13 protein-coding genes are annotated in these 15,241 nt (G+C 43.8%); 6 read left to right on the top strand and 7 right to left on the bottom strand.

From position 1 onward, the window contains the following. Positions 1-28: 28 nt before the first annotated feature. Positions 29-790, top strand: a complete 762-nt coding sequence (locus tag DQQ10_RS22130; RefSeq protein ID WP_112749117.1) for an SDR family NAD(P)-dependent oxidoreductase — start codon at positions 29-31, stop codon at positions 788-790. Here DQQ10_RS22130 and DQQ10_RS22135 read toward each other — a convergent pair. Beyond that, positions 787-1,680: an alpha/beta hydrolase gene (locus DQQ10_RS22135; RefSeq protein ID WP_165824053.1), complete on the bottom strand. Its 894-nt coding sequence runs from the start codon at positions 1,678-1,680 to the stop codon at positions 787-789. The two genes, DQQ10_RS22130 and DQQ10_RS22135, sit on opposite strands and share 4 nt — an antisense overlap. A gap of 303 nt (positions 1,681-1,983) precedes the next feature. On the opposite strand from DQQ10_RS22135, the gene DQQ10_RS22140 reads away from it, so the two are divergent. Beyond that, complete coding sequence (locus DQQ10_RS22140) at positions 1,984-2,394, top strand: helix-turn-helix transcriptional regulator (protein WP_133259726.1); 411 nt, start codon at positions 1,984-1,986, stop codon at positions 2,392-2,394. Between the two features lie 86 nt (positions 2,395-2,480). Beyond that, a complete protein-coding gene (locus DQQ10_RS22145; RefSeq protein ID WP_112749120.1) occupies positions 2,481-3,317 on the top strand; it encodes an HAD family hydrolase in 837 nt (278 codons plus the stop codon). Here the strand turns inward: DQQ10_RS22145 and DQQ10_RS22150 are convergent. From DQQ10_RS22150 to DQQ10_RS22170, 5 genes are all read right to left on the bottom strand, one after another. Continuing rightward, positions 3,307-4,074, bottom strand: coding sequence for a metallophosphoesterase family protein (locus tag DQQ10_RS22150; RefSeq protein WP_112749121.1), 768 nt, complete (start codon positions 4,072-4,074; stop codon positions 3,307-3,309). The two genes, DQQ10_RS22145 and DQQ10_RS22150, sit on opposite strands and share 11 nt — an antisense overlap. A 2-nt stretch (positions 4,075-4,076) precedes the next feature. Next, positions 4,077-4,823 carry a nucleotidyltransferase gene (locus DQQ10_RS22155; protein WP_112749122.1) on the bottom strand — a complete coding sequence of 249 codons (747 nt, stop codon included), beginning with the start codon at positions 4,821-4,823 and terminating at the stop codon, positions 4,077-4,079. Positions 4,824-4,996: 173 nt separating this feature from the next. Beyond that, positions 4,997-5,419, bottom strand: coding sequence for a response regulator (locus DQQ10_RS22160; RefSeq protein ID WP_112749123.1), 423 nt, complete (start codon positions 5,417-5,419; stop codon positions 4,997-4,999). 818 nt (positions 5,420-6,237) lie between these two features. After that, entirely contained in the window at positions 6,238-7,890 is a 1,653-nt protein-coding gene (locus tag DQQ10_RS22165; protein ID WP_112749124.1) for a sensor histidine kinase, read from the bottom strand. Positions 7,891-8,013: 123 nt separating this feature from the next. Next, on the bottom strand, positions 8,014-9,504 hold the full coding sequence (locus tag DQQ10_RS22170; protein WP_112749125.1) for a PAS domain-containing sensor histidine kinase: 1,491 nt from the start codon (positions 9,502-9,504) through the stop codon (positions 8,014-8,016). A gap of 151 nt (positions 9,505-9,655) precedes the next feature. Between DQQ10_RS22170 and DQQ10_RS22175 the strand changes: the two genes are divergently transcribed. Next, positions 9,656-10,978 carry a DUF418 domain-containing protein gene (locus DQQ10_RS22175; RefSeq protein WP_133259727.1) on the top strand — a complete coding sequence of 441 codons (1,323 nt, stop codon included), beginning with the start codon at positions 9,656-9,658 and terminating at the stop codon, positions 10,976-10,978. Here DQQ10_RS22175 and DQQ10_RS28020 read toward each other — a convergent pair. Further along, positions 10,971-11,144: a hypothetical protein gene (locus DQQ10_RS28020; RefSeq protein WP_165824054.1), complete on the bottom strand. Its 174-nt coding sequence runs from the start codon at positions 11,142-11,144 to the stop codon at positions 10,971-10,973. The genes DQQ10_RS22175 and DQQ10_RS28020 overlap by 8 nt on opposite strands. A 193-nt stretch (positions 11,145-11,337) precedes the next feature. Here DQQ10_RS28020 and DQQ10_RS22185 point away from each other — a divergent pair, with 193 nt between their 5' ends. Both DQQ10_RS22185 and DQQ10_RS22190 read left to right on the top strand, forming a co-directional pair. After that, the gene (locus DQQ10_RS22185; protein ID WP_112749128.1) at positions 11,338-13,086 is read left to right on the top strand and encodes a cellulase family glycosylhydrolase; all 1,749 of its coding nucleotides are present in this window, start codon (positions 11,338-11,340) and stop codon (positions 13,084-13,086) included. A 5-nt stretch (positions 13,087-13,091) separates the two neighbouring features. Next, positions 13,092-14,723, top strand: a complete 1,632-nt coding sequence (locus DQQ10_RS22190) for a M1 family metallopeptidase (RefSeq protein ID WP_112749129.1) — start codon at positions 13,092-13,094, stop codon at positions 14,721-14,723. The last annotated feature ends 518 nt before the right edge of the window (positions 14,724-15,241 follow it).

The raw sequence follows: 15,241 nt of genomic DNA on the forward strand, positions 1-15,241 counted from the left end.
CGCATTTTTGTTTTACTTTTTAAGTACGATGCGAAGATTTGAAAACAAAACTGTCATAGTAACGGGCGCAGGTTGTGGAATTGGATTTGCCATTGCAAAGCTGATGGCGGACAATGGCGCTCGGGTTGTGCTCAATGATCTTGATGAAGCCTTATGCAATCAAGCAGTAGCGAAGATCAATGCAGAACAAGGTACATGTATTGGTGTGGCTGGAGATGCGGGAGACATTGTGTTTATAGAACATCTTGTACGTGAAACAATAAAGCAATATGACGCGATTGATGTGGTGGTCGCGAATGCTGGTATTACCTTGTTTGGTGATTTTTTTGATTACCCACTCGAATCTCTCTACAAAGTGTTGCACACCAATATCGGGGGAACCTTTCTCCTTGCACAGCGGTGCGCGCGCGTGATGAAAGATAAACAACGCGGTGGATGCATTTTGCTGATGTCGTCTGTCACTGCACATCAAGCGCACAAAAATCTTGCGGCCTATGCCATGACGAAGGCGGCTATCGAAATGCTGGCGAAAAATCTAGTGATAGAACTTTCGCCTTACAAGATTCGTATCAACGCGATCGCGCCGGGCGCTACGGCAACAGAAAGAACACAAACGGATGCTGATTATGTGAGCAATTGGTCGGCATACACGCCCTTACAACGACCGGCTTCGAGCAATGACATTGCTAACGCGGCGCTCTTTCTCGCCTCTGATGATGCACGTCATATCACGGGCCAAACATTAGTAATTGATGGTGGGTGGACTGCGATTAGCCCGTCACCATATTAATTCCTACGCTTCAAGTACGCGATACTCTCCGACACAATTATGGTTTGTGCTTCTTCACTAAAATCATGTCCCTCATTTTCGATAAGCTCAAGTTCATTGGCAAGTTTGTTCCATTGTGTGAGCTGCTGAAATAGAATTTCTGATTGCTGATAAGGAACAGATTGATCTGACTTACCGTGAATAAAAAATGTAGGAACAGATGATGGGCTCACATGGTTAATAGGACTCGCGTCTTTGAATTTTTCTAAGTCGTCGCTCCCTACCAAATTATATAGCAACGTTGGGAAGACATCGTTTTCGAGCAGGCCTTCAAGGTCTGTTGGTGCCGATAGCGAGATAACAGATTTCACTTGCCCGCGCGGATTGTTGCGATATGCATAGAGCAATCCAAGGTGCGCACCTGCGCTATGACCGAAAAGATGTACACTGTTACTGTTGTAAACGTACTGCGAAGCATTTTCTGATAAGAATTTCAAAGCCGTATCGATATCGTCGAGAAGTTGAATGTAATTGATGTTAGCCTCTACGTTGGCAGGGCGATAGTTAATGGCAGCTGCTACAAAACCTTCGTCAACAAAATCATCGACGATAGCGGAAAATTGTTCTTTCGACCCTTCACGCCATCCACCACCGTGAATGAATAGTACTATCCGCGTTTCTTTTGTACGTCCCGCAGGTAGATAGAGATCCATCGTGTTGTACGTGTCTGGACCGTAAGATAAATCATTCAAGGTAAGCTCTTCTGCCGTATTTGTGCGCGCATCCTTGTCGTCTTCGTCGCAACTGGTTTGTAGAAATGTAATGCAGATCAATGCGAATACAACCGACATTGCTCGTTTCACTAATCTTTTAGGAAGTGCCGGTTGCTCTTGAAAATTTATATGCGCCATTGGATAAAAGTTTCTTGGCAGCACGTTTAAAAATATCTTGCCAACAACCCCTTGAAACGTGTTATTCATGTAGTAAATGCAGATTTCAAGAGTGAACAATCGATAGAAACAATTTATTGGAAGCTTGTTTTATCACGCGAATAGTAAGCATATTTGAGAAAAATCCTCCTACTTTCGAGTTTAACCTTTAACCGGCCGGCTTGTTGATGTGACATCGTCAAAGGTGCTGTTACACTTCTTCCATGAAATCGCTAATTTTTATTTTGCTACTCTGCGCAGTGTCGTCGCTATCCAGTGTTGTTATTGCGCAACCTTCCGAAATCATTCATAAGAATATCATTTTTCAACAACTACCCGAGAAGCGTAGCCTTTCACAAAGTTCGATCAATTGCGTTCTGCAGGATCGAGAGAAACTTTCGTGAAGCAGGCGTTGGAAACTATGCTGTAGAAGATCTTGGGAAAGATGCTGGGATGAGTCGAACGCAGCTGTATCGAAAGTTGAAAGCGATTACAGGACAATCAGCAAATGAGTTTATCCGGACGATGCGTTTAAAACGTGCAGCGCAGTTGCTTGAGCAACAACAACTCACTGTCGCCGAAGTAACGTATGAGGTAGGATTCACAGATTTGCAGCACTTTCGAGAATGTTTTAAAAAACTCTTCGGTGTGACCCCGTCGGAATATGCGCAGCGCGGACCGGAGAATCCGGCATAACAACTGCGTATTATTAGACGATATTTGGTAGTTTTACTTTTTAAAGTCGCATCAACGCGACAATCATTCAAGCGTAGTATAAGAACATGTCATTAGAAATCAGCGCGATTTGTACCGATATCGATGGTACTTTACTGGATAGTCAGCGACAACTTTCGCAACAAACAATTGCCACGGTAAAAAGATTAGAAAATAAAATTCCATTTGTTTTGGCGTCGTCGAGAATGCCTGCAGCGATGCGTCATCTCCAGGCTGAGTTGGGAATTCTGAAAGATCCATTGATTGCCTTTAATGGCGGCTATGTCATCCAGTACATTGAGGGAAACGATACGCCGGTAGTCTACGATTCAGTTGAGATTCCTGTGTCGATCGTCGCGGCGATTGTTGAGCTTACCAATGGAAGGGAAGTTAGTGTAAGTCTTTATAATCGTGATGACTGGTACGCGCCAGCGCGCGACTACTGGACAGAGCGTGAGGAAAAGATCACCAAGGTGACATCAGTAATTAAAGCGCCCGCAGAAGTAATCGAACTTTGGAAAACGAATGGCAAAGGCGCGCACAAGGTAATGTGTATGGGTAAGGAGCAGCAAATTGATTTTATCGAGCGCGAGTTGAATAACCGTTTTCCGAACGACCTTCATAACTATCGATCAAGACCAACCTATCTCGAAATTGCGCCCAAGGCTATATCGAAAGGGAGTGCATTGGAGATGATCATGAAAAAGCTTTACGGTAAATCGCTAGAACGAGTCATGTCTTTCGGCGATAATTACAACGACATCGAAATGCTGCGGATGTCTGGAATAGGTATCGCCGTGTCTAACGCGCGTCGAGAGGTGCTCGATGTGGCCAGTGAAGTGACCGACAAAAGCACGGATGACGGTGTTGCAAAAAGCATCGCTAAATATTGCTTTAATGCGTAACTTCTAGCGGTACTTCCTTCAATTCATACAAGAAGTAAGGCACGGCATAGCCAGCTTTTGCCAATATCGGTTTGGATACATTATACACTTCTGTTCCGTTGGCCGTCTTTCCTTCTAACGTTCCTGCATGTGCATGGCCGTGAAAGGCAGCTGTTACTTTAATTCGCGTCAATGGTTCGGCTAGGCGCGAACATCCGAGGAAGGGATAGATCGCCTCTGGTTCTCCAACGACAGTTTGCTTTATGGGAGCATAATGGAATACGGCTATTTTATGAACAACATTATGCTGGGCGTCTAATCGTGTCAGGGCACGTTCTAAGTGCAAAGCTTCATCAACCGCTTCTTGAACAAACGCTTTCATGGCACCTTCGCCGAACATCGACAGCATGTGATTGTCGAAACCACCACCGAAGCCCTTCACACCTGCAAAGCCTACATCTCCAATCACAACAGCTTCGCCGTCTAGCACGTGTACACGTTCATTGTGCAACGCTTGACGGATGAGCTTATGTCTTCCTTTTTCAAAATCGTGGTTACCCAATACACACACCACAGGAATCGTACAAGCTTTTAATTCATCGGCAAGTACTTGGGCTTCTACCTCGTCACCGGTGTCAGTAAGATCGCCGCAGATCACAAGAACATCGGCGTTCTTCGAAATGTCTTTGAAGTAGTCAATCCATTTTCCTTTATCAGTATCGCGCACGTGCAGATCGCCAACGGCCGCAATACGCGCAATTCTATTTTCTCCATTCATGTCTATACAGTTTTTATGGTTGTCACTTTGTAATCCCATTCTTTGATATCCACCATGTATTGTGTTTGGTCAATGATAGGTCCGCGACAAACACGTTCAACAGGTGGTGGTAATGCATATTGATCGTGAGCCCGTGACATAAGTTCTTCGAAGATCCACGTTGGAATGATCTGATGATATTCTGACGGATACACAAATTGGAATACCAGGATGTGCGCTAGCAGCAAGTGCCAATGCTGATCCATCCGAGATAGCAATCTTTTCCAATCTAAATTCTTTCCTTGCTTCAGCAACAAGTGATTTACATCCGCACCGTCGAATCGTTCGCGGTTTTGAACATAGATTTTGCACCACAATAGTTCTACAGCTGGGATGTATTTTACTTTTCTTCCTTCGAGTTCATCGTCGGGAGCATTGTCGAGCCACGTGTCATCGACGCGGCAAATGTTGTTCACAGTATCAAATATGATATCAATGAAGTGATCGTCTTTAAAGATTTTTGCGAGCCATCGTACATCGGTGAGTTCAGTTTTGTAACCCTTGTCGGCAAAGAATTTCAAAATCTTTGGATAATCGCTAGCCTTACAAAAAATGTCGAGATCCTTTGTGTCGCGTTGTATTCCTGTGTAAAACGCCTGCGCAAAACCACCACCCAACATGTACGGTATGCCCGATTCGTTTAAGAGGTCAAGTGATTCGTGATAAAAACCACGCGCCTCCGCCTTTTTCTCTTCCGTCATTATCTCCATACCAAGAGCATTTAAAAGACGGTGCCAGTAAAAAAGTTTGGTCTTGAATCGATTGGTGACGCTTTCGAAATCGGTTGGTAATAAAATAACCAACCCTAAAAAGTAGCGATGGCAACTTTAATATTGATAAGTTGCCTGTCAACACAGCTACCCATAATCTCAATGGATGTTGATTACAGTGCGCTTCCGCCGGTGTGCGGCACCATGCCGAATACAACTTTCTTTAGTACGTCGATGGTAACAGGTTTTACCAGGTATTCTTTTACGTCCTGAAGTGACCCCGCACGATTAACGTCTTTGGGATGATTGGAAGAGCTGATAATATAAATGTCTATCTTCTTTAAAAGCTGATTTTTAATAGCGGAATATTCCTGCAAAAATGTCCATCCATCCATCTCTGGCATGTAGATATCAAGCAGTATAACGTCGGGAAGGTGTTCAACAGATTTTTTGTGGTGCAGTAAATACTCCACGGCACCATGGGCGCGATCATAAATCGTGATGATATTCGCCAACTCTCCTAGCTCGGCCAGTCGCTTAATGTAAAACGATGACATCGGGTCGTCGTCAATTATCCAGAGGTTAGCAATTTTCATCGATATTGTGATTGAAAAATTCCTCAAGTTTACAGAATTCGCGGTCGATGGTATCTATTGTCACAGTAAGGAATGTGATTCATGTATTGTTTCGCCGCAAATTCAATTATTTAGGTGTCAAATTGAGGGGAAAAAGCACTTCTTGGTCAAAATTCCATTGTCGGTGACCGTAAAAGTAGCCCTATCAACTAAATCGGTGTAGCAAAATGAGCTACATCTCCCTGTTTAGGACTCCACCTTCATGGGGTCAGCCTTATAACAGTGTCTAACAGAAAATAATTGTGCCCCGTTCCCGATACCTTTTGCAACCTCAGCGGTACTACCTGCATCTTTCAGCTGCTATGTTCAAAAATTACGTACTCATCACCGTTCGGAAAGATCTTTAAGAGGGACTATTCATTCATCAATGTCGCCGCCTATCAATTGGTATCACCTGCAGCCTGTTGATTTTTACTGTGGTCTTCGATGAACTTTCATTCAATAGATTCTTGAGTAAATCCGATCGCTTAATGTCAAATGAAGTACGGATATTGCCGGTCTGGTAGTTCCCAATCTGGAAAAATATAATGATTGATTGAAATGTGAATCAGGATCGATGCCTTCTGGGATGCATGAAGGTATAGTCATTCACCAGAGTAGCTGGCTTACGTTATACAATGTAAGTACAGGATGAGTACAGGATAAGTACAGGATAAGTATAAGATAAGTGCAGGGTGAGTATAAGATCTCGCATCCATTAATGTAGAGTGATTGGCGGATACAGCGCGCGCGGAGGTTGAGATCAATCCAGAATTGGGAAATTTGAGCGGGAAGAAGTTTTATCCCGGAAAACTTATTCGAAATCTACTACCAGAATTCACATGGCTTTCTACTTCTATTTTTCCTTTAAGGGCTTCGACGCGTGCCCGTACCAAATATAGTCCTAAGCCGCGACCTTCCACGTGTAAGTGAAAACGCTTATAAGGCATAAACAAATTCTGCTTATGCAGCTGAGTGTCGATACCCAGTCCGTTGTCTTCAATTTCTATGGTAAGTTCGCCGTCGGCCTTATACGTGCTAATGGAAATGACCAATGGGCGTTCCAAGCTTCGATATTTCAATGCGTTTTGGATCAAGTTGAAAAAGATGCTTTCGATGTATGCTGGGAGCGACCGGATTACATGCTCGCGGAAATTCGTGTGAATGATCGCACCTGATTTTTCAATATCAACCGAAAGTGATTCAATAATTTTGTGAACAAGATCTCCGAGGTTGATCGATGTAAATGCATTTTCATTAACGTAGGGAATATCGATCATGATACTGAGATCTTTGATGACGCGGTCAAGGTCCAATGTTGAGCTCGACATTTTCTTTGCGAGGTCTTGAATATCTTGTGGTGTAGCGGCGAGGTCCATGATGGATGATAATCCTTGAATTCTTGACAACGGTCCGCGCAAATTGTGGGAGATAATGTAAGCGAATTGCTCCAGTTGTGCATTACGTTCCTTTAACGCCGTGTTTGCACGCGACAAGTAGGTTGTTTGATTGTCGACTTCGTGTACCAGATCAGTGTTATGTTGAAGGATGGTGCTGTGTTGCTGTTCAATTATTTTTTTTGCCGATTTGAGTTCCTCGTGTTGCTGTTGCAATTGCGTATGCTGTTGTTCGATCTGCTCGCGTTGCATAACCAATTGTTCGTTGCTGGTGATGATCTCCTCATTTTGTGTGGTGATCTCTTCGTTCATTGACAGCAGTTCGTGCGTGCGCAGTTGCACTTCCATCTCGAGCTTTTGATTTTGGTTCACCAATATATCGGCCTTCTCTGCTTCTGCTTGATGAAGACGTTTGGCGAACGTGAGTGATTTACTAGAATAATAACCGAGATAGAATAACGTGGGCACGGTAATGAAAAAGACAATCGTTTGGAGGATGGAGTTGAAGCGTACCGCGGCTTCATATTTCGATTTGGCGCGTTGTGCTTCAATTTCTTCAAACTGACGCAGTTCGGTGATGAATGCTCGAAATACTTTTTGCAAACCAAACCCGGGATCGGTTTTGAAGATTTCCATGAACTTGTCTGTATCACCACGGTCAAGATGTTGACGCATGCGCTCGGCGATGCTGAAGTATCGATCGACCTGTACTTTAAAGGAATCATAATAGTGCATCGGAAAGTTCTGTTCTTTCAAATTCACTAAGAGCGTATCCATCAAGCGAGGTCTGCGACGAATCGCGGAGTCATACGGAACGGCCAATTGTTTATTTTCTGGAAGTAACGCATAGCCTCGTAACCCAAGATCAACCGCGTGCAGCGCACGTATCATTTCGACGGCCGTAAGTTGAATGAGTTCTGTGCGATGTTGAAGTTCCTTGTGATGTGTGATCACCTTGTTATTTTCATACACAATAATCACGTTGCAGAGCAGCAAGACAGTGATGAGAATAATCGTCCCGAAGATGAATTTGCGGCTAAAATTTATTCTATGCATAACGAATAACTATCGGATCTCTTGCGGATGCGGCCGATCTGCTAAGGGATCGTGGTCGTTGAATCTAACGATTTCTTGTCGTTTTTAAAAGCGCGCTGCCAACGCTTGGGCTACTGGTAGCGGCTACTTTTTTCGAAGGTTAGGGATCGTCACAACGAAGGTTGTGCCTTCATTGTAAGTAGAAGAGACCTGAATGTTTCCGCCAATCTTTTCAATCGCTTCTTTCACAATGTATAATCCTAAACCCGAACCGGGACCTTTCCCTGAAGCGCGGTAAAACATGTTGAAGATTTTAGGCATAGCATCCTGCGGAATACCTTCTCCATTGTCGACCACACTAATGGTAGCCTTTTCTTGTGTGCATGTAACCTCAACACTTAAGAAAGGATCTCTTTTTTGAAGATCAGCATATTTGATCGCGTTCGAGATTAAATTATTGAGTAAGATGTCAATGCGTGTCGTTGAAGAGTAGAAATGTTCTTTTTGATCAATCGAAATCACTTTCCTGATCCGTCCTACATTTTCCATAAACTGGAGTTGCTCAAACGTCGCTTGAATCATTCTTTCAAAGTTGATCTCTTCTGGTTCGATTTGCAATCGCAGGTTTCGTGAATGATCAACAATGTCTTTGATAAAGCGATCCATTCGCAGCAAGCTTTTCTTTTGCAGTTCTAGCAATTGAATGATCGCGTCGTGATCACGTTCAAGACGCGCAACTTCAATGAGGCCGAGTAGCGAGGCAAGTGGCGCACGCAAGTCATGCGAAGCAGAATACACAAATCGATCAAGCTCGGCATTGATCTTTACGAGTTCTTCATTGCGATCGAGTAATGCTTGCTGCGTAGCTTTTCGTTCTGTGATATCGGTTTCTACCGCGATGAATTGTATAGCGCGACCATCTTTATCGGTGATGGGCTGAACACCGATGGCTACCCAATAAGGCTTGCCTGTTTTGGTGTGTTTAATAAGTTCAATCTCTTTGAAAGCTGTGCCTGCTGCAATATGTTCATCGATCAAAGATACGATCGACGCGTTCGTTTCTGGTCCACATAAGAAGTGGATATTCTTTCCAATAGATTCTGAGAGTGTGTAACCTGTTACTTTGGTGAATGCCGGGTTAACCCATTCGATCAAACTTTGCGGATCAAAAATAACGACCATGTTCGTAGTGGTATTGGCAACCATCGCCAGGCGTTTGTTCTCAGCCTCCGCGCGTTTACGTTCACTTACATCACGAACGATAGCCTGAAGCATAACTTCTCCTTCTAGATCGAGACGGTTCAACGACACTTCGGCGTCGAAAGGTGTTCCGTCGTAACGAATATGCCGCCATTCAAAAGATTGAGGCTTGCCACTGAGGGCAGCATTGATGCGCTCCATGGCAGAATCTTCTGATAGCCGTCCATCAGGCTGCATGAACGGAGAGAAACGGTAGGGTGTTTGTCCTACGATTTGTGCACGCGTGCATTGAAAAATTCGTAACGTTGCTTCGTTGCAATCAACGAATGTTCCATGATTCATGGTAAAGATGGCGTCATGCGCGGAGTTAAAGAGCGTGCGCATCCTGAACTCACTTTTTCGAAGTAGCTCCTCGGCGTTGTTGGTTTCGATCACGGTGGAGGCTTATAAAGTTGGCTATTAAATCTACTAAATTATTAGATCACCTTGTGCGATAGCGCCCATTGAAATCATCGCTTTCTTTTCATGTTTTACGAATGGATATAAAATCGTAAGTTGAGCGTTGCTTTAGAAAAAGTATTGCGATTTGAACCCTAATCTTATCACCCCCACATCCCTTCGTGATCGTATCACGCTATTGGATGCACTTCGAGGTATTGCCGTTTTTGGTATCCTTGTTATGAATATACCGGGTTTTTCGTTACCCTACGCCCAAATTTTCGATCCGTCGCTAAAGGGTGAAATGCGGGGCGCGAACTTTTACGCCTATTACATTCCAGAACTTATTTTTGAAGGCTCTCAACGTGCGCTGTTCTCAATGTTGTTTGGTGCTGGCGTGTTGTTGTTTGCTACTCGCCTCGGAAAGAAAATGGATGGCCTACTCGCTGCTGAAATTTTTATGCGCCGTCAATTATGGCTACTGGTATTCGGTCTCTTCAATGCCTATATATTGTTGTGGTTTTGGGACGTGTTGTTTCACTACGCGATTTTAGGTGCTGCGCTTTTTGCCTTTCGCAGCTGCTCACCAAAAGTATTGATCGCAGCGGCAATCGTCTGCATGTTTTTTTCGATGGTGCGCGAAAACCTACAACCGTTTCGCGATCATCAAACGGTGGTGAAGGGACTGGCCATTGAGAAACGCGATACAACAAAAGTAAAGCTTACCCCCGAACAAAGGGATGTGTTAAGCGATATGCAAGCCATTCGATCGCGAAGTGAAAGTAAAGCGAAGTTGCAACGCGTTGAAGAAAATATTGAATCTGTACGCGGCTCGTATGGTGATCTGTATTTTACGCACAGCTCCCGCAGCTACGAAAATGAAACCGGTGGATTATTTTACTTTTTTGTCTGGGATGGATTGCTCTTCATGCTCTTAGGGATGGCGTTCTTCAAGATGGGAATATTGACGGGGGAAGCATCGCTGCGAACTTATATTATTCTTTGTGTAGTAGGGCTGAGTATAGGCATTACGTTGTCGTATTGGAGATTACACCCGATGATTCAACATTCATTTAACTATTTCGACATGGTGAAGGAAGGTTATCCGTTGTTTTATCAATTGTCGAGGGTTGTGCGCGCGTTGGGAATTTTAGGTTTGATTATGGTGCTTTACAAAACGAGCGTTTGCGCTTGGTTTTTCAAGCTATTCCAGCCAGTGGGGAGAATGGCTTTTACAAACTACCTGTTGCAGTCGCTCATTTGTGGATTCATTTTTTACGGCGTCGGGCTCGGATACTTTGGCAAGTTGCAGCGGTATGAGATATTTTACGTCGTGCTGGGCGTTTGGATTTTTGAATTGATCCTAAGTCATGCATGGCTGCGCGTATTTCAATACGGCCCCATGGAATGGGTCTGGCGGTGTTTGACCTATTGGCGATTTCACCCTTTCCGTAAACGGGAAATCAATTAGCATTCTCCTTAGGCTTCGTGTTCTGCGCCACGACGGAGTTTTCAAGTCGACGCTTGTTTTCAACATTTTTCTTATCGGTCACCTGTTTACCCTCAATGAAAGATTCGAGTGGATAAGGACTCCAATCTAACGACGGCAGTTCACGTTGTTGCATGGTGTTTCTCATGTTATTTGAATGTGCGGAAGCAATTGAAAATGTAGTGCCTTTGCCGAAATCGATAGCTATCACAAGCAGATACGTAGATATGACCATGAATATCCACAACAGAAGCGCTGAAAATTTTATAAGCGGCTATTGAATACCATTCAAAAAATGCCTTCGCTATCTATATTGCAAACGATTTTTAACACCAATCCAAATGAAGAACTCAAGATCCATCATCTTGTCTGTTGTAATGTTATTGTGTGCCGTGTACACAGCGCAGGGACAAGGCTTTCTGAAAGCAAACGGAAAAATTATCGTTAACGAAAAAGGAGAGAAAGTAATTCTTCGCGGCATGGGCCTCGGCGGCTGGATGTTGCAAGAGGGATACATGCTTCGCGTTCACGGTATCGGGCAACAACAACATGTGATTCGTGGTAAGCTTGAGGAATTAGTAGGAAAGGAAAAAACGGATGCATTTTATAGCGCATGGCTTGCGAATCATTGCCGGAAAATCGACATCGATTCGATGAAAGCTTGGGGCTTTAATTCTGTGCGTTTGCCTATGCACTTTAACCTCTATACGCCTCCCGTCGATCAAGAGCCTGTGCCTGGGCAACAGACGTGGTTGGAGAAAGGATTTGCAATGACCGACAGTCTTCTGGCATGGTGCAAAGCCAATCAGATGTATTTGATTCTTGATCTTCACGCAGCACCCGGTGGGCAAGGTAACGATGTTAATATATCGGATCGTGACCCTTCGAAACCGAGCCTATGGGATAGCGAAGCAAATCTTCAAAAGACAATCGCGCTATGGCGAAAACTTGCTGAGCGATATGCAAACGAACCATGGATAGGTGCATACGATATCATCAATGAGCCAAACTGGGGCTTCGTTTCACTCGATGATAAGAACGGTTGTGCGGAAGATAAAAACGAACCACTGCGAAAATTAATGATGGATATTACGGCTGCGATTCGTGAAGTGGATAAAAAACATATCGTGATTATCGAAGGAAATTGCTGGGGTAATAATTACCGCGGCGTACTTCCACCGTGGGATAACAACATGGTGCTCAGCTTTCATAAGTACTGGAACTATACCGATCAACAGTCTATTCAAGGAATGCTTGATCTCCGTAACCAACATAACCTTCCGTTGTGGTTGGGCGAAACGGGCGAGAACTCGAATGTGTGGTTCACTTCTACCATTCGCCTCGTCGAGAGAAATGATATTGGGTGGGCATGGTGGCCATTGAAAAAAATGGGGTTCAATAATCCCATGGAAATAAAAGTAGCCGCTGGGTATCAGAAGATACTTGATTATTGGGCCGGCCGTGGAGAGAAACCGGCAGCAGAAGAAGCGTGGGCAGGTCTCAAGGAGCAAGCTGAAAATTTGAAGCTGGAAAATTGCATATACCACAGTGATGTTGTTGACGCCATGTTCCGTCAAACACGCGAGAATACGTCACTACCTTTTACAAAACAGATTGTAACAAGCAAAGCAACGATTCCCGCTGTAAATTATGATCTTGGTCGCATCGGTGTAGCGTATCATGATCTTGATTCAGGTAATTACTACATCTCTACAGGCAAAGAGCGTACTCCTTGGAACAAGGGCCATGTGTATCGTAATGATGCTGTCGATATCACCAATAAGAATGGCAACTTCTTCATCGATAATTTTGAAAAAGGAGAGTGGTTGAAGTATACCTTGCATATTGCAAAGAAGGGTAAGTATACCGTTAAGTTGCTGGTGGCATCCGAGGAGGCTGGCGGTAAAATTTCAGCAGCGTTGAATGCAGCAAAGACCACGCTTGATGTTCCTGCAAGTGGTAGTGCCGAATCTTTTAAAGAGGTCGTTATTCCAAATGTCACGTTGAACAAGGGAGCTAACATTTTAATCGTTGAAGCGCTTGTAGGTGGATTTACTTTTAAAGAAATTCAAATTTCATCTGGCAAATAATATTTATGAAACACGCGTTGCTTTGGGTTTGCATACTATTAAACGTTAACACTTTTGCACAGTCTTTTACACGTGAAGATTCTTTGCGTGGTTCTATTACAAAAGAACGGGCATGGTGGGATTTGAAATATTATGATCTTGAGGTGAGCGTGTTTCCGGAAACCCAAACAATAGGTGGACGTGTTGTTGTGAAGTATCAAGTATTGCAGGCCCACCAGGTGATGCAAATCGATCTTCAACCACCGTTGAGCATCAGTAAGATCACGCAAGGCGATGAGAATTTATCTTTTACGAAAGATGGACGCAACGCTTATCTCATTGCACTAAAGAAAAGACAACAGGTCAACAATATAGAATCATTAACCATTCATTACAGCGGGAAACCCGTTGTTGCGAAGCATCCACCATGGGAAGGCGGAATACAATGGGAGAAAGATGCGCAAGGCAATGACTTCATCGCGACGTCGTGCCAAGGATTAGGGGCTAGCGTTTGGTGGCCGTGCAAAGACCATATGTATGATGAACCGGAAGGCATGACCCTCAAAGTGACAGTACCGAAACACCTCATGGATGTGTCGAATGGCAGATTAACCAAGGTTACCGACAACAATGACAATACAAAAACCTATGAATGGACGGTTAAGAATCCGATCAATAACTACGGTGTGAATCTCAACATTGGTAATTATGTTCATTTCGCCGACACGCTGAATGGCGAAAAAGGAAAATTGGATTTGGACTTTTACGTGTTGCCAGAAAATCTTGAAAAAGCGAAGACACAATTTAAACAAGCAAAGTTGATGTTGCGTGCTTTCGAGCATTGGTTTGGTGCATACCCGTTTTATGAAGATGGATATAAACTAGTGGAAGTGCCGTACCTCGGCATGGAGCACCAAAGTTCCGTTACCTACGGCAACAAATACCAAAATGGATACCTCGGAAAAGATTTTTCAGGAACCGGCTATGGGTTAAAGTTTGATTTCATCATTATACATGAGTCGGGTCACGAATGGTTTGCGAACAACATTACCTACAAAGACATGGCCGACATGTGGATTCATGAAAGTTTTACCAATTATTCCGAAAGTCTCTACATCGAATACTACTACGGAAAAGAAGCTGCGGCGGCATACATCATCGGAAACAGGAAAGGCATTAAGAATGATAAACCTATTCAAGGGCCTTATGGCGTCAATGAAAGTGGTTCGGGCGACATGTACGTTAAGGGCGGTAACATCTTACATACGCTGCGGCAGGTGGTACAGGATGATGCGTTATGGCGAACCGTTCTTCGCGATATGAACAAGACGTTCTATCACGCGACAGTTGATGGAAAAGACATAGAGCAATTTATCAGTAAGAAGGCAGGTCGGGACCTATCAAAAATATTTGATCAATATTTGAGAACAACGCAGGTACCCACACTCGAATATTCTTTTCATCGGGGCAAGATTTCTTATCGATGGGTTAATTGCGTGAAAGGTTTCGACATGCCTGTTCGAATTCGGTTAAAGGACAAAGGCAGTAGGATGATTACACCATCGCCAGATTGGCAAACCACACGAATGAAATCGAAGGAGATTGACGTGGACCCTAATTTCTATGTAAACGTGTCGCGAATCGAACACGCCAAGTAATATCGTTTACATTCGTTCGATATTGTTGCTAAAAAGTTGTAGCTTCTATTCCTGATACGTCAGTGACGCGATGCGATAGGCATTTCTTTTTGACAAGAGTGGTTCAATCGAACGGTATGCAAAAAATAATCTTGGCTTGGCTACTACTGTGTTTTTGTTGGGGGTGTCAAACCACTCAGCAAGGCACTACCGGTGCGCCTGTGCGCGCGAGGAAGAAGCCTGCCATGGTGTGGCTGGATAAGAGCCCTGGAACACAAAAAATACGCCTATTTAAACGGAAGGACCCTAAACCAAAAGAGCTTAATATCTCAGCAGAACAATGGGACTGTCCCCAAGACCCAAATCGCAAAATGGTACCTTCGTCAGTCAAAAAGAATATCAAAAGGAACAAAAACATCATTCAAAACGAACCTTACTAGGCCGTTGCACAACTAACAAATTGCAAAATCTCTGTTAGTTGCGATGAATTCGTTGTAAATTAGTAAGACCACGTTCAAGAAATAAGTGCTTTTCTTTGA

This window comes from Pseudochryseolinea flava (assembly GCF_003286915.1).
Taxonomy (GTDB): Bacteria; Bacteroidota; Bacteroidia; order Cytophagales; family Cyclobacteriaceae; genus Ohtaekwangia; species Ohtaekwangia flava.